The sequence below is a fragment of the Prevotella sp. C0209C1 genome, from assembly GCF_056583855.1.
Genome location: NZ_JBWPJP010000014.1, coordinates 22,005 through 39,073, shown reverse-complemented (window position 1 = coordinate 39,073; position 17,069 = coordinate 22,005). Strand labels below are relative to the sequence as shown.

13 protein-coding genes are annotated in these 17,069 nt (G+C 36.4%); 9 read left to right on the top strand and 4 right to left on the bottom strand.

Annotation, left to right across the window (positions count from 1 at the left end):
• Positions 1–114: 114 nt before the first annotated feature.
• Genes glpA through glpC form a run of 3 tightly spaced genes read left to right on the top strand, consistent with a single transcriptional unit; the run spans position 115 to position 4,236 of the window.
• On the top strand, positions 115–1,731 hold the full coding sequence (glpA, locus tag AC1DCD_RS05365; RefSeq protein WP_464640227.1) for an anaerobic glycerol-3-phosphate dehydrogenase subunit A: 1,617 nt from the start codon (positions 115–117) through the stop codon (positions 1,729–1,731).
• Positions 1,731–2,972 carry an anaerobic glycerol-3-phosphate dehydrogenase subunit GlpB gene (gene glpB / locus AC1DCD_RS05360; protein WP_464640225.1) on the top strand — a complete coding sequence of 414 codons (1,242 nt, stop codon included), beginning with the start codon at positions 1,731–1,733 and terminating at the stop codon, positions 2,970–2,972. The genes glpA and glpB overlap by 1 nt, the downstream gene beginning before the upstream one ends.
• A gap of 13 nt (positions 2,973–2,985) precedes the next feature.
• Complete coding sequence (glpC, locus tag AC1DCD_RS05355; RefSeq protein ID WP_464640223.1) at positions 2,986–4,236, top strand: anaerobic glycerol-3-phosphate dehydrogenase subunit GlpC; 1,251 nt, start codon at positions 2,986–2,988, stop codon at positions 4,234–4,236.
• A 156-nt stretch (positions 4,237–4,392) separates the two neighbouring features.
• On the opposite strand, the gene AC1DCD_RS05350 is transcribed toward glpC, so the two are convergent.
• Together AC1DCD_RS05350 and AC1DCD_RS05345 are read right to left on the bottom strand one after the other, a co-directional pair.
• Positions 4,393–4,929: an HDIG domain-containing metalloprotein gene (locus AC1DCD_RS05350; protein WP_008450110.1), complete on the bottom strand. Its 537-nt coding sequence runs from the start codon at positions 4,927–4,929 to the stop codon at positions 4,393–4,395.
• An 89-nt stretch (positions 4,930–5,018) separates the two neighbouring features.
• Complete coding sequence (locus AC1DCD_RS05345) at positions 5,019–6,797, bottom strand: biotin/lipoyl-binding protein (RefSeq protein WP_008450092.1); 1,779 nt, start codon at positions 6,795–6,797, stop codon at positions 5,019–5,021.
• A 147-nt stretch (positions 6,798–6,944) separates the two neighbouring features.
• Between AC1DCD_RS05345 and AC1DCD_RS05340 the strand changes: the two genes are divergently transcribed.
• From AC1DCD_RS05340 to AC1DCD_RS05330, 3 genes are all read left to right on the top strand, one after another.
• Positions 6,945–7,763, top strand: a complete 819-nt coding sequence (locus AC1DCD_RS05340; RefSeq protein ID WP_036854521.1) for a hypothetical protein — start codon at positions 6,945–6,947, stop codon at positions 7,761–7,763.
• Positions 7,764–7,777: 14 nt separating this feature from the next.
• Positions 7,778–8,230: a DUF6078 family protein gene (locus AC1DCD_RS05335; RefSeq protein ID WP_019035666.1), complete on the top strand. Its 453-nt coding sequence runs from the start codon at positions 7,778–7,780 to the stop codon at positions 8,228–8,230.
• A gap of 275 nt (positions 8,231–8,505) precedes the next feature.
• Positions 8,506–11,529: a PEP/pyruvate-binding domain-containing protein gene (locus AC1DCD_RS05330; RefSeq protein WP_464640220.1), complete on the top strand. Its 3,024-nt coding sequence runs from the start codon at positions 8,506–8,508 to the stop codon at positions 11,527–11,529.
• Between the two features lie 129 nt (positions 11,530–11,658).
• Here AC1DCD_RS05330 and queF read toward each other — a convergent pair whose 3' ends face one another.
• Both queF and AC1DCD_RS05320 read right to left on the bottom strand, forming a co-directional pair.
• Entirely contained in the window at positions 11,659–12,117 is a 459-nt protein-coding gene (gene queF / locus AC1DCD_RS05325) for a preQ(1) synthase (protein WP_036854526.1), read from the bottom strand.
• A gap of 57 nt (positions 12,118–12,174) precedes the next feature.
• Entirely contained in the window at positions 12,175–12,867 is a 693-nt protein-coding gene (locus AC1DCD_RS05320; protein WP_008450087.1) for a queuosine precursor transporter, read from the bottom strand.
• Between the two features lie 209 nt (positions 12,868–13,076).
• Between AC1DCD_RS05320 and AC1DCD_RS05315 the strand changes: the two genes are divergently transcribed.
• The 3 genes from AC1DCD_RS05315 (at position 13,077) to AC1DCD_RS05305 (ending at position 17,056) form a co-directional block, all read left to right on the top strand.
• A complete protein-coding gene (locus AC1DCD_RS05315; protein ID WP_008450201.1) occupies positions 13,077–13,913 on the top strand; it encodes a peroxiredoxin family protein in 837 nt (278 codons plus the stop codon).
• 159 nt (positions 13,914–14,072) lie between these two features.
• Positions 14,073–15,497, top strand: coding sequence for a CCA tRNA nucleotidyltransferase (locus AC1DCD_RS05310; RefSeq protein ID WP_008450067.1), 1,425 nt, complete (start codon positions 14,073–14,075; stop codon positions 15,495–15,497).
• 224 nt (positions 15,498–15,721) lie between these two features.
• Positions 15,722–17,056 carry an efflux RND transporter periplasmic adaptor subunit gene (locus AC1DCD_RS05305; protein ID WP_008450203.1) on the top strand — a complete coding sequence of 445 codons (1,335 nt, stop codon included), beginning with the start codon at positions 15,722–15,724 and terminating at the stop codon, positions 17,054–17,056.
• The last annotated feature ends 13 nt before the right edge of the window (positions 17,057–17,069 follow it).

Here is a 17,069-nt window from a genome sequence, read left to right as displayed (position 1 = left end):
TTATTGTATTTTTGTTTCGCAAAGAAATGTTTTATATTTCGTATCAAAAAAAACAACTGGTCTTAGTCTCGTTGAACATAAACAATAATCTATTAAACAACCGACATATTTAAAATGAAGGATTTTACAACTAAACATTATGATGTAATTATCATTGGCGGTGGTATTACTGGTGCAGGAACAGCGCGCGATTGTGCTATGCGAGGCATGAAAGTACTATTGGTAGAGAAAGATGACCTTACTAATGGGGCTACTGGACGTAATCACGGATTACTCCATAGTGGTGCACGTTATGCCGTAACAGATCAAAGCTCGGCTACAGAATGTATTAAAGAGAACATGATCCTTCGCAAAGTAGCACGCCATTGCGTAGAAGAAACCGATGGACTTTTCATCACTCTTCCCGAAGACGATTTGGCTTATCAGGCTACTTTTGTAGAATCTTGTCAAAAAGCTGGCATTAACGCAGAGATCATAGATCCCGAAGAAGCACGCCACATAGAGCCTGCGGTTAACCCTGATCTAATAGGTGCGGTACGTATCCCTGATGCTTCTATCGACCCTTTCCGCTTAACTGCAGCTAACATTCTTGACGCACGAAATCATGGAGCTGATATTCTAACTTACCATGAAGTAACAAACCTTATTGTAAAACAAGACAAAGTGGTAGGTGTAACTCTTCGTAACAACTTAACAGGAGACGTTTATGATATACACTCCTCATTAACAATAAATGCAGCAGGAATATGGGGGCATCTTGTAGCTAAACGTGCAGGAATAACTGTAAACATGTTTCCTGCCAAAGGAACATTACTTATATTTGGACATCGTGTTAACAATATGGTTATAAATCGTTGTCGTAAGCCTGCTAATGCCGACATATTAGTGCCAGATGATACCGTTTGTGTTATTGGCACTACGAGCGATCGTGTTCCTTTCGATACTATAGACAATCTAAAGGTTACAAACGCCGAGGTAGATTTATTAATAAGAGAAGGCGAAAAATTAGCTCCAAGCCTTGCTACTACACGTGTTTTACGTGCATATGCTGGTGTACGCCCATTAGTTGCAGCAGATAACGATCCCTCAGGAAGGAATATTAGCCGAGGTATTGTATGTTTAGATCATGCCTCACGAGATGGAATGGAGGGATTTATAACCATCACTGGTGGCAAGATGATGACTTATCGCTTAATGGCAGAAGAAGCAACTAACCTTGCTTGTAAAAAACTTAACATTAATAAGCCTTGCCAAACTGCAACCGTACCATTACCAGGGTCAGAAGAAATCGTAAAAGATTCACATGGCAAACGATACAGCACGTCAATAAATGCTGCTGAAGGCAGACATGGACAGTTTGCGAAAGACCTAAAATTAGACACCGTTGAAGATTCTGCTCTTATATGTGAATGTGAAGAAGTCAGTGTTGCAGAAGCAAAATTTGCAATAGAGAAATTACATGTACATAACCTATTAAATCTTCGTCGACGCACTCGTGTAGGTATGGGTACTTGCCAAGGAGAGCTTTGTACTTGTCGTGCGGCTAATTTTATTTGTGGAAATAATGTAAAAAAGTCAGAAGAAGATTTATTAGAATTTATTAATGAACGATGGAAAGGTATGCGCCCTGTAGCATGGGGACAATCGCTTAGCGAGGCGCAGCTATCAGCACATATCTATCAAGATTTATGTGGATTAGACAAACTTAAAGCATCTTTGGAGGAAAAATAATGAAATTTGATACTATTATTATAGGAGGTGGACTAAGTGGCTTAACTGCAGCTAATGTGTTAGCTACAAAAGGGCAACGGGTAGCTATTATTACTAATGGGCAAAGCAGCTTACATTTCGCGTCTGGTTCGTTCGATTTATTAGGATATGATGCTAATGGCAAAGAAATAGAAAAGCCTTTAGAAGCTATAAAGCATCTAAATGCGAAACATCCATATACTAAAATAGGGGCAGAAAAGATAGCTTTGTTAGCTAATGAAGCACAAGTATTATTAAATTCATGCGGTATCCAAACCATAGGAAGTGCTGAAAGAAACCACTATCGTATCACCCCAATGGGAACATTAAAGCCAACATGGATAAGTATTAAGGGAATGGCTACATGTAAAATGGGAGAAAAACTTGCACATAAAAAGGTTGCTTTAGTAAATATTGCTGGTTTTTTGGATCTTCCTACTAACTTTATTTTAGCCGGACTTTCCAACTATGGCTCAAATATAGAATTAAAAAGCATTCATTTAAAAGAGTTCGATTATATACGTCGCAACCCTACAGAAATGCGAGCTACAAATATAGCTAAGGTAATCCACGACAAAAATCTAATAGAACGTATAGCTATAGAAATAAATAAGTTATCAGGATATGATACTATTCTTTTCCCTGCAGTAGCAGGATTACGCAATTCTACCGAAGATGAAATGCTACGCAAACTGGTAACTACACCTTTATATTATATAATGCCTATGCCCCCTTCTGTGATGGGAGTACGCGTTGCTATGACAATGATGAATAGTTTTAAGGCACATGGTGGAGTTGAGCTTGTAAGCAACAGGATAAATGGTGGTAAAATAAATGATGGTGAGGTACAATACCTTACTGCCGACCATCTTCCTGAAGAGAAATTAAAAGCTGACAATTATATTCTTGCAACAGGATCATTTATGAGTCAAGGATTAGTAAGTGATTATGAACATATCTTTGAGCCTATTCTTAACCTCGACGTACATGCCTCTTCTAATCGTGAAGAATGGTCGGAAGAATCGGTTTTCGAGCCTCAAGCCTATATGAACTATGGAGTTGCAACCGACTCAAAGTTTCATCCTTTTAAAAAAGATATTACCATTACTAATATGTATGCCATAGGCTCTGTGCTCGAAGGGCATAACCATATCAAGCAAGCTGATGGTACTGGTGTTTCATTATTAACAGCTTTGCAAGTAACAAAGGATATATTAAAGTAATAAGCTAATGACTATGGAAGGTATTCAATTAAAAAATATAAGTAAAAACAACTTAGAACAATGCTTAAAATGTTCTATCTGTACAGCATATTGCCCTGTATCAGCTGTTGAGCCTAAGTATCCCGGTCCTAAACATTCAGGTCCTGACGTAGAACGTTATCGCTTAAAGAACGAAAAATATTTTGAAGAGATACTCAAGCTGTGTCTTAACTGTAAAAGATGTGAAGTAGCTTGCCCACATAATGTACGAATTGCAGACATCATACAAAGTTCGCGTATTAAATATAGTAAAAAGACTCCTAAGTTGCGCGATGTAATGTTGGCAAATACTGACTTTGTCGGAACAATGTCGAACATGGTAGCACCACTTGTCAATTTTTCTTTATCCTTAAAACCAACAAAGATTATACTTCATAATGTCATGGGAATAGACAAACACAGACAATTCCCTGCATATACTACTCAAAAATTTGAAACATGGTATAAGAAGTATGCTGCATCTAAACAAAATGATTATAATAAGCATGTCAGCTATTTTCATGGTTGCTATGTAAACTATAACTTCCCACAACTTGGAAAAAATCTTGTAAAAATCATGAATGCTTGTGGCTATGGTGTCCACTTATTGGAAAAAGAAAAATGTTGCGGAGTAGCTTTAATAGCTAATGGACTATCAAAGCAAGCGCGCCGACAGGGAGAAATAAATATGGAAAGCATACGTAAATCATACAAGAATGATAATCGTATAGTCCTTACAACAAGTTCTACTTGTACGTTTACCATGCGAGACGAATATAAACATCTTCTCAATATAGATAATGATGATATACGCGAAGGCATAACTTTAGCTACTCGTTTCTTATATCGCCTTATAGAAGAGGGGAAAATAAAACTCGCTTTCCGCAAAGATTTCAAGATGCATGCTGCATATCATTCGGCTTGCCACATGGAACGTATGGGCTGGGTTATTTATAGTACAGAGCTTTTACGTATGATACCTGGGTTAAAACTCACTATACTCAACTCTCAATGCTGTGGTATAGCAGGAACTTATGGCTTCAAAAAAGAAAACTATGCCAATTCTCAAGCAATAGGTAATGACCTTTTCAAGCAGATTAAGGACGTTAATCCCGACTATGTTACTACAGATTGTGAAACTTGCAAATGGCAAATAGAAATGTCTTCAGGCTATAAGGTGCTTAATCCTATATCTATTATTGCAGATGCTTTAGATGTAGAAAAAACTATAGAGCTAAATAAATAGAGAACGTTTTACTTGTTTTGTCTTTAATAATATTATCAACCGTGTATTAATAGTTTTATGCTATAATAATACACGGTCTTATTTTATATTTATCCTTATGTCTCACCATAAGAAAACGCATCTACTTTTATAATATAAAAACACTACTATTAAATGTTATTCAAACCTCACTGCCCAGTTTTTAAAACGTATTATACCTTCTTCACCAAACTTAGAAAGACTCTTTATAGCCTGCTCATACGTTTTAGTAACATTAGGTTTGCTTTTTGAGAAAAACTTATCAGCATAACAAATAATTTCTTCTTCAACCGTTTCTGGTAAAAAGTCTTGCTTGGGAAGAGGCAAATTACAATCTATTATCTGCTGCTTTGTTATACCTGCTCCTGTATGTCGCTCACAAACTCGAGCATGTAACGGATAACCTTCTTTACGCAAAAGGTTAGCTCCTAAACGCCCATGACAAATATAAGGCTCACTTCCAAAGCAAAATATGCTGGGAGCATCACAAAGGAAAATCCCTATGTCATGTAACATTGCCGCCTCTTTTATAAAGGCTCTGTTTACCTTTAAGTCAGAATGAGAGTCTACTATAGCAAGAGCTTTATCTGCAACATCCATACTATGTTCTAACAAAAGATGTCTTAACTTATCATTATCAGAATAATATTTATCTATTATAGCAATATAATCCATTAATAAAATGATCTTATAAAATAAAACAATCCATACGTAAGAAGTGTTCTATCGTATGGATTGCTATTTTTATTTATTATAGAAAGTTATCAATCTTTGTGCTCTCGCTCTATATAAGCAATAACATCTCCTTTATTTACCTTAGCTCCTTGCTTTGCATTAATCTCTACAAGTTTACCACCAAGAGCTGCTGGTACTATAACTATCTCACCCCAAGTAGCTACAATATAACAGAAGACATCTCCTTCCTTATATTCCTTACCTATAAATGGCTCTATAGCAGGTGCTGCCTCGCCATCTCCTTGGAACTCCCAGAACAATTGTCCCTTAACAGGAGCTACTAACGCATCGGCTTTAGCATGTTTGAAAGCAGTAGCCTCTTCTATGCTAACACTTGCGCCCAACTTTGCATCTTTAGCTTTTTGCAAGTCGGCAAGGAAATTTTTCTTTGCCTGACCACTCTTATAGTTACGATACTGCTCTGGGTGCATAGCAAGCTCAAATAGCTCTTCATCATCTTGTCCATAATCCCAACCATTCTCATCCATCTCTTTTCGGAAATCGTCTAATGATAAAGGTATAAGGGTATGAGGGTCGGCTGTAGTAAATTCTAATCCTTTCTCTTTGGCTAAAGCTACTATCTCTGGAGCTATCTTGCCCGGTACCTTACCACTCTTACCTAATATCATTCCCCACATAGAATCGTCCATCATGACAAAGCGTCCTTTGCCTTGCTCAAGCGTTAACAAATTCATTAAAGCTATATTCTTAGTATACTGTGAGAAAGGTGTTACCAATGGAGGATAACCTATACGAGGCCAGACATAAGCTACTTCGTCAAAGAGCTTAATTAAAAGGTCGTCTGTAGAAAGCTCTGGTTCTCCTTTCTTTCTACGAAGATTATTTATAGTGGCATGAATACCACCTAAATCTGCCATCATAGAACCCATCATACCTCCGGGTAAGCCGCAGCCAAGAAGTAAAGAACTGGATATTTTGTTTTTAGGATTAATAAAATATCCCAACCATTCATCTATAAACTCTTGAGTCATAGCACGCGCCTTCATATAAGCGTCCATATTTATTTCTGGCACATCAAAGCCTGCATGCTTTAACATGCTTTGAACAGAAATAACATCAGGGTGTACCATACCCCATGACAAAGGCTCTATAGCAACATCAAGAATATCACAACCATTCTTTGCTACCTCAAGCATAGATGCCATAGAAAGACCCGGACCAGAGTGGCCATGATATTCTATAACAATGTTAGGGTGCTTATCCTTTATGTTCTTAGTTAGCTGTCCTAATAAAGCTGGCTGTCCAATACCTGCCATATCCTTCAAGCATATCTCTTCTGCACCTGCAGCTATCAACTCTTCTGCAAGATTAGTGTAATAATCTATTGTATGGATAGGAGAAGTAGTAATACAAAGAGCTGCCTGTGGTATCATACCTGCTTCCTTAGCCCACTTTATTGAAGGTGCTATATTACGGATATCATTCAAACCATCAAATATTCGAGGAATATCTACACCCTGTGCTTTCTTTACACGATACATCATAGCACGAACATCATCAGGAACAGTGTACATACGTAAAGCATTTAATCCACGATCAAGCATATGTGTCTGAATACCTGCTTCATGAAGTATCTTTGTATAAGCACGGACAGACTCGTTAGGATTCTCACCAGCCAGCAAATTAACTTGCTCAAAAGCTCCACCGTTTGTTTCCACACGTGCGAAACAACCCATTTCTATAAACACTGGAGCTATCTTTACTAACTGATCTTTGCGTGGCTGAAACTTTCCTGAGCTCTGCCACATATCTCTATAAATGAGACTAAATTTTATTTGTTTTGCCATATTTAATGCTATAATTTGCTAATGTATACCTCTTGCACATACGCAATAAGTAGTGCAAAAGTAGATAAAAAATACCAAAAACAAGTGCTAACGACCTACTTTTTGCAATAATTGACTATCTTTGCAAATAGATTTTAACACACTAATATGAAGAATATATACATACTAATTATCACCATACTTTGTATAGTATCTTGCTATAATAAAAAAGCTACATACGATTATGGAGCTATAAATAATAGCACGAAGCTAAAAGGCGACAAAACATTATATGGCTTAGCCTGTGATGGGTGTTCCGATTCTATCGTTGTATTCCTGCCTAACGATGGTGGTAACCCCATTCGATTAAACATTGTCAACGCACGCAAGAACAATAAGGTGTTTGGAACACTTAATATAGGCGACGAAATAGCAATATTACTTAACCCACACAACAAAAAAGAAGCCATACTTGTTATAGACTTAGAACAAATGAAAGGCACATGGACTTTCCAAGTAATACCCACTTTAAAGCCAAATCCCTTAAAAACAGAAAGCCAAATAATGGCAGAAATGAGCGACTCTCTAAAACAAGCACTCTTTATACCACGCGAATATGGATTTACTCTAAAAAGTTTTAACCAAGCTTCACCCGTGGGATATGTTAAGAAAAATAACACTTTAGAGGACGAAAGCCCGGTAGAATATCCTAAAGTAACTGTATACACTTCATGGCACATTTATAACGGAAAGTTATACCTATATAAAGATACTATTGATAACCATGGGAAACGTATACCTAACGACTCCGTTGGGCATGATGACGGTACGATGATATTTCTTTCAGCCGACTCGATGGCTGCTAAATTTGGAAAAAAAATAATGCAATATCATCGCAAAGCAAGTGCAATAGAAGCTAATAAAAGAGCACAAGAAGCTCAAAAAACTATACCAATAACTGCTAATAAAAAAATAACAACTAAATAACACAAACCATAACAATGAACAAACAAGACCTTACAACCTATTCCATCTCATGCTATGCTAACAATAGCCAGTGCAAACACATTAACGACTGCATACATCAGCATGTTGCAAAACTTCGTAACCAAGACGCTATAAACAACAAAATAGAGCTAACCGTGTCGCCATCATATCTTGCTCATGTACAAAAAGAGGGTGAATGCGAATATTATAACTCTAAGGAAGAACTACTTTTTGCAAAAGGTATGACACATATCTTTGACAAAGTGCCTATGGCTATATACCCTCAAATACGCAAAGCCGTCATATCTGTTTTTGAAAGTAAACGCGTCTTTTTCTACTATCGCAATGGCGAACGCCTTTTACACCCTACACAGCAAGCTGAAATTATTAATATCTTTAATAGTTATAAAATAACGCCACCTACCTTTGATGAGTATATTAAGTCTATCGACTGGGATAAAGCATAACTAAAAAACATTATCTAACCATAAATGTAACACACATACATAAGTAGTGTACATCACCTACACTACTTGTGTATATCACCTACACCGATAGTGTACATCATCTACACTAACATTATAAGAGCATTTTTGAATCTTAATTCCGAAAAGATATTACTTCGTTTTTAGCCCAATAAGTTTTATTATAAAATAACTATAAAATAAAACACAGTAAATTATCTTGCCTTTTAAAATTCTTTTGTAACTTCGCAAAATAACTATATACACTTTTTATATGTATGGAAAACGAGGGAAAACTAACTAACATACCACAATCATGGACTAAATTTATATTAAAAGATGCCAACTTTGTAGATCTTATGTTACGACGAATAACTAACGTTCTCATTGTGGCAAATCCCTATGATGCCTTTATGTTAGAGGACGATGGACGCATAGAGGAAAAAATATATAATGAATATATGGAGTTGGGGTTACGCTATCCCCCTATGTTTACCCAAGTTTCTACGACAGAAGAAGCCGAAGACATACTCGCTTCCACACAGATAGACCTTGTTATATGTATGCCTGGCAATGCTGATAACGATGCCTTTACTATAGCACATGGTATAAAAGAAAAGTTTCCACAAATGCCCTGTGTGGTTCTTACACCTTTCTCCCATGGTATAACACGCCGTATGAAAAACGAAGACTTAAGCATCTTCGACTATGTCTTCTGCTGGCTTGGAAACACTAATCTCATTCTCTCTATAATAAAGCTCATAGAAGACAAAATGAATATTGAGCACGACATAGCACAAGCAGGAGTACAAATGCTGCTACTCGTAGAGGATAGCATACGTTATTACAGCTCTATCCTGCCTAATCTATATAGCTATGTCTTAAAACAAAGCAAAAACTTTGCTACAGAAGCTCTTAACAGGCATGCTGCTACTATGCGTATGAGAGGACGCCCTAAAGTAGTTTTAGCACGTACATATAAAGAAGCCATAAAGATATATGAAAAATATAAAGAAAACTGCTTAGGAGTAATTAGCGATGTGCGTTTCCCTATGTCAACAATAGAAGAGTCGGAAATAGCAATGGCTGGGTATACACTAAAAGAAAAAGATGAGGAAGCCGGATTTAAGCTATTAGAAACTATTCGTGCTCAAGATGAATATCTACCTCTTATCATGGAAAGCACCGAAACAAGTAACCGTGAACGTGCAGAAAAAGAAGGATTTAATTTTGTAGATAAAAACTCTAAAATGCTTAGCGTAGACCTTCGCCACCTTATGGAAGAGCGTATGGGCTTTGGCGATTTTATCTTTCGAGACCCCAAGACACACAAAGAGATAATGCGCATTCATAACCTAAAAGAGCTACAAGACAACATCTTTACTATTCCTAACGACTCTATGCTTTATCATGTATCACGCAATCACATGAGCCGCTGGCTCTGTGCACGTGCTATATTTCCTGTAAGTAGCTTTTTAAAACACGTTACATGGCATGAGCTTAAAGATATTAATGCACATAGGCAGATTATCTTCGATGCTATAGTGCAATATAGACAAATGAAAAATATTGGTGTTGTTGCAGAATTCGACCGTGTACGTTTCGACCGTTATGCACATTTTGCACGCATTGGCGACGGCTCTTTAGGAGGCAAAGGGCGTGGGCTGGCTTTCTTAGATAATGTCATTAAGCGACAAACCGACTTTAACAAGTATGACAATGTTAAAGTACAGATACCCAAAACGGTAGTTCTTTGCACTGATGTGTTCGATCAGTTCATGGAAAATAATAACCTATACGAGCTTGCTTTAAGCAATGCTACCGATGAAGAGATACTTAAAGCTTTCCTTAAAGCGCAATTACCCGACAGCTATCATGACGACTTTCTAACCTTTATAGATGCCACTCGCTCGCCTATAGCTATCAGGTCGTCCTCTCTTTTAGAAGATAGCCATTACCAACCTTTTGCGGGTGTTTATTCCACTTATATGATACCTTACTTAGGTAACCACGAACAGATGTTACACATGATGGCTGCCGCTATAAAAAGTGTATATGCTTCGGTATTTTATAAAGAGTCAAAAGCATATATGACTGCAACAAGCAATGTTATAGATCAGGAAAAAATGGCTGTCATTCTTCAAGAAGTAGTAGGAAAAACTTATGGCGACCACTACTATCCTAACATCTCTGGGGTGCTGCGTAGCATTAATTATTACCCCGTTAATAACGAAAAAGCAGAAGAAGGTATAGCCTCGTTAGCTTTAGGGCTGGGTAAATATATTGTAGATGGAGGACAAACTCTGCGTGTATCACCCTATCACCCTAATCATATTATTCAGCTTTCACGCAACGATTTCGCTATGCGAGACACACAAAATTATTTCTATGCTATAGATATGACTCTCGCTGGCACTGACTTTAAGGTAGATGATGGCTTTAACATAAAAAAGTTTGATATACAAACAGCTATCGAAGACAACTCTCTTAATTTCATAGCCTCTACTTATGACATAAACGATCGACGTATTCGCGACACACATATAGGTAAAGGTCCTAAAATTATTTCCTTTGCAGGCGTGTTACAATATGATGTTATACCATTACCCGAACTACTACGTATGTCGATGCGTTATGGTGAAGAAGCTATGCGTCGCCCCGTAGAAATAGAGTTTGCTTGTAATATTAACCCAGACCGCACAGCAGAATTCTATCTTTTACAAATACGACCAATAGTCGACTCTAAACAGATTTTAGATGAAGATATAGAACAAATACCTGATGAAAAATGTATCTTACGTAGCAATAACTCTTTAGGACATGGTATATCAAATGATGTTTACGATGTTGTTTATGTGAAATATGATGATAAATATGATGCTCGCTATAACTCACAAATAGCTTTAGAAATAGAAAAAATTAACGACCAATTCCTTGCCAATGGCAAAAGCTATGTGCTTGTAGGACCGGGACGCTGGGGAAGTAGCGAGCCTTGGCTTGGGATACCTGTAAAATGGGCACATATATCTGCCGCACGAGTAATAGTGGAAGTAGCTCTGAAAAACTATAATATAGACCCTAGTCAAGGTACACACTTCTTTCAAAACCTCACTTCTTTCGGAGTAGGATATTTCATGGTAGACACTAATAAGCCTGAAGAAGGGAGCCTATTCAATAAAAATATGCTCGATGCCATGCCTGCTATATATGAAACAGAGCATATTCGTCATATACGCTTTACACACCCATTAACAATAATGATGGATGGAAAGAAGCAAATAGGAGCCATTTTAAACAAATAAAAGAACGGTTTTCTTGCACGGTATAATTACTACTAAAAAGCCTTTCTTTATCATTCTAATACGCTATAAAAAGAATCTTCTAAAGAAAGGCTACATCTTTATTAATAATTTTACTCTTTAAAAGATATGCTACATCTTATGATTCATAAACCTATATTCTGCTAATTTCTCATACTTTGTGCCTGGCTTACCATAATTAGCATATGGATATATACTTATACCGCCACGTGGAGTAAATATTCCTGTTACCTCTATATACTTAGGACTCATCAGCTTTATAAGGTCTTTCATGATAATATTTACACAATCTTCATGAAAGTCGCCATGATTACGAAAACTAAACAAATAGAGCTTCAAGCTCTTACTTTCCACCATACGCACATCAGGAACATATGATATTCTTATTTCAGCAAAATCTGGTTGACCTGTAATAGGGCACAAGCTGGTAAACTCTGGACAATTAAACTGCACCCAATAATCATTACCTTGATGTTTATTCTCAAAAGACTCTAAAACCTCTGGAGCATAATCGCTCTTATATTCAGTTTTTTTACCTAATAACTGTAGTTTATCTTCTTCTCTATCCATCTTTTAAAATATATACCCAAGCATTTTTAATATGCTTGGGGGGAAAATTAGTTGTGTTTAATTAAGACTAAATACCTTCCAAATACTATAATTAATACCTGTATCGTAGACATCTTCACCTTCATGCGCCTTCAAAGCCTTAACTACTCTTATCGTTATAGGTAAGGCTAACACCTCATAAAATGTTTTAAGGAACACCTGCCAAAGCATCAGCTTGGGTAGCTCTTCCGTAGGAACAACTCCTGATAAAGCAAGAGGAAAAAATATTATAGAGTCTACACTCTCACCTGCTATAGTACTAAGAATAGCACGAGCAGAGAAACGCTTACCTCCATCACGCAATTTCATCTTACTCATAACGTAAGCATTTGCAAACGAGCCTAACACAAAAGCTATAAAAGAAGCTACTGCTACACGAGGGGCTAAGCCAAAGACAGCATGAAAACCTGCATCATTTTTCCAATAAGGAGCACCCGGAATCCAATCACATATAGCACCCATTGTTACAAAAAAGAAATTCATAGCAAAGCCTAACCATATTAACAGACGAGCTTTCTTATACCCCCATACCTCACATACACAGTCATTAATAATGTAAGACACAGGAAACACTATCAAACCACCTGTCAAACTAATACCTAACACTGAAATCTGCTTTGTTTCCAATAGGTTTGCCGCAATAAGGCAAACACAAAAAAGCACACTGAAAAGCAGGAACAGTACGCTTACCTGTTGTTTTGTTTTTTGCATATCTTGTTTTTTTAAAGAGGGTTTAGCAAGTACCCCTGTAATAATTAAAGTGGTGCAAAGTTACAAAAAATATTGTAACTTTTAGTAACATATACATTTTAAGATATGAATAAAAAGTAAAAGTAGTGTTTTTATTATAAAACCTGCGTCCTATATAAATAAATATTACTACATTTGTACGCATTGAAACTAACTACAAATACAGGATTATGAAAAAGTTTTTAATAATGGCTACGCTTGCAGTGTGCACTTTTGCTTTACATGCTCAAGATACTAAGCCTTATGAGGAGAAAATGAATAGTATTGAAGCTCAATACAAAGTATTGCTCAATGAATATCAAGCTATTAAGAAAAGATCTAAAACATCTATCACAACAGAAGATGCTAATAAGATAGAAGAGATAAAAGCTAAAGCTGAACGCTTAGACTCCTTACAGAAAGCAACAACTTTAGAGATAGTACGTAAATTTAAAAACACTACTTTCCCTGCCAAATATGTTTCTGACTTAGTATATAGCTTCGACTTTGACGAGATGAAAGAGGTGTGCGACCCTTCTTCTGGCTATTACAATGACAAAAGCATGGAATTGGTAAAGAAAAGATGGGAATCATTACAACTTCGTCAGCCGGGAATAAAATTCCATGAACTAAAAATGGCAGACCTTAATGGTAAAGCTGTTACCCTTAGCGATTATGCAGGTAAAGGCAAATATGTCCTCGTAGACTTTTGGGCTTCATGGTGTGCCCCTTGTCGTATGGAAATGCCTAATGTCGTAAAAGCATACAAACAATTTCACCCTAAAGGATTTGAAATAGTAGGTGTTAGCTTTGATCAAAAGAAAGAGTCATGGGCAGCTGCAGTAAAGAGCTTAGGCATGACATGGCCACAAATGTCCGACTTAAAGGGTTGGCAATGTGCTGCTGCTAAGACTTATGGCATCACGACCATTCCTTCTAACATACTAATAGACCCACAAGGCAAAATAGTAAAGATAGACCTAATGGGAGAAGAGCTGCAAAAAGTCTTGTCTGAAATATATAAATAAAAAACACATAAATATAATACTTAGTATATATATAATGTAAAGAACATCTATAAGGTATAAAACCTTGTAGATGTTCTTTCTTTTATTATCAAGATATATAAGACTTTGAAATATCATTCTTTTTAACTACCTTTGCATATTTAGAATTAAACTATTATTATGCAAGATCTCTCAGATGCACAATTAGCACATTTATTAAATAAAGATATATTTCATAATATTTCCAAAGCTGCCGATAAATTAGGATTAGAATGCTATGTTGTAGGTGGTTATGTTCGCGATTTGTTTTTAGAACGCCCATCTAATGATATAGATGTAGTGGTAGTAGGAAGCGGCATTAAGGTAGCTCATGAGCTGAAAAATATCTTAGGAAAGCAAGCACATATATCTATTTTTAAGAATTTTGGCACTGCTCAGGTAAAATATAAAAACATAGAAGTAGAGTTTGTTGGTGCTCGTAAAGAAAGCTATAGCCATGATAGCAGAAAGCCTTTAGTGGAAAATGGCACCTTAGAAGACGACCAAAATCGTCGCGACTTTACTATTAATGCCATGGCAATATGCCTAAACAGCCATCTTTTTGGAAAGCTAATAGATCCCTTTGGAGGCATTGATGACCTTTGGGACGGTATAATACGCACACCTCTCGACCCTGATGTTACCTTTTCTGATGATCCATTGCGCATGATGCGTTGTGTACGTTTTGCTACACAACTCAACTTTTTCATAGAAGACGACACTTTTGCCGCACTTGAACGTAATGCGGAACGCATAAAAATAATTAGCAATGAGCGCATTATAGAAGAGCTAAATAAGATAATTATGACTAAAACTCCCAGTAAAGGATTTGTAGACTTGCAACGTTGTGGGCTATTACAAATCATTATGCCAGAGCTTACATCTATGGACGTTGTAGACATAAAAAATGGTAGGGCACATAAAAACAACTTTTATCACACACTTGAGGTGCTTGATAATATTTGTAAAAAAACAAATAACATTTGGCTAAGATGGGCAGCTCTATTACATGATATTGGGAAACCTAAATGTAAACGCTGGGATAACATTATAGGTTGGACATTTCATAACCACAACATAGTAGGTGCAAACATGGTACCTAAACTATTTAGGAGAATGAAATTGCCCATGGATATGAAAATGAAATATGTACGCAAACTTGTAGATATGCATATGCGTCCTATTGCTATTGCTGATAAAGAGGTAACCGACTCTGCTGTAAGACGACTTATAAATGACGCTGGAAATGATATTGACGACCTTATGACACTATGTGAAGCAGATATAACAAGCAAAAACGAGGTACGCAAACAACGCTTTTTAAATAATTTTAAAATAGTAAGGGAAAAGATAGAAGCACTTAAAGAACAAGATTACAAACGCCTTCTACAACCATGTATTGATGGAAATGAAATTATGGAAATATTCCATTTAAAACCAAGCTATGAAGTAGGCTTACTTAAAAAATCATTAAAAGAAGCTATCTTAGACAACAAAGTGCCAAACGAACGTGAGCCTTTACTAAAATTACTAAACGAAACTGCAAAAGAGTTAGGCTTAATATAAGTTTTAACTCTTTTATTTTTACAAAGTAAATATTGTTAAAAAGAGCACACCACTTTATATATTTACAAAAGAAATTGAGTACTTTTGCATTAAAAGGATAAGCATTTTAACAACTCAAGTTATCATTTCTTTTAGTACTTTATTAATTTAATAGTTATTAGGAACATCTAAAAATGAGTTGTTAAATATCTCCCAACTGAAATAATATTATAATAAAACAATATATGAAAATAAACAAATTATTATTAGTTACAATCACTTTGTCTATAATTTTAGTTGGTTGCAATAAGAGCCAGCATACCCTGCCTACAAGTGATGAATATCCTGTAATTACTATAGGAGCATCAAATGCACAATCAAAAACAACATATCCTGCCACTATAAAAGGTATTCAAGATGTAGAGATAAGACCAAAAGTTAGTGGGTTTATTACTCAACTTAATGTGCATGAAGGTCAATATGTTAAAACGGGGCAAGTATTATTCGTTATAGACAACTCTACCTACCAAGAAGCTGTGCGCCAAGCACAAGCACAAGTAGCAGCAGCACAAAGCACTGTAATGCAAGCTCAAGCAGGAGTTGTTACTGCTAAAGCTAATTTAAATTCGGCTACTGCACAAAGAGCTACTGCCTATTTAACTTATAGTAACAGTAAAAATCTTTATGCTAACAAGGTTATTGGGGAATATGAGCTACAATCTTCAAAAAATTCATATACCACAGCAGAAGCTTCTGTGCGCCAAGCACAAAGCGGAATATCACAGGCTGAAGCAGCTGTGCGCCAAGCTCAAGCACAAGTAAAACAAGCTCAAGCAGGATTATCAACAGCTAAGAACAACCTAAGCTTCTGTTATGTAAAGAGTCCTACTTCTGGATATATCGGAAGTTTGCCATATAAGGAGGGGGCACTGGTAAGCCCTTCTTCTATACAGGCTGTTACTACTGTGAGCAATGTTTCTACTATGGAGGTTTATTTCTCCTTAACAGAATCAGATATGCTAAAACTATCACGCACAGAAAATGGATTAACTAAAGCTATTAGGACTTTCCCTTCTGTTAGCTTACAGCTCATAGATGGATCTATCTATAACCATGAGGGTACTATAGTGAAAACAAGTGGTATAGTAGATGCCGCAACAGGGACTATCAGCGTTATAGCTCGTTTTCCTAATCCAGAAAGATTATTAAAGAGTGGTGGTAGTGGTCAGATTATAATAGCAAAGACTGACAACCATGCTATAGTTATCCCACAAGAAGCAGTGGTGCAGGTTCAAGACAAAATGTTTGTTTATAAAGTAGATAAATATAACAAAGTGCATTATACCGAAATTATCGTTGCTACAGAGAACGATGGCAAAAACTACATTGTTACTCATGGGCTAAAGATGGGTGAGAGAATTGTTGTCAAAGGAGTATCTGCTCTTACTAATGGTGAAAAGATAAAGGCTTTAACAGAAGCCGAATATGCTAAAGCCATTAAGAAGGCACAAGAGTTAAGCAAGAGTCAATCTTCTGCTTCTGCCTTTGTAAAAGCTATGCAAAGTAATGACAATAAATAATATTAATATTCTC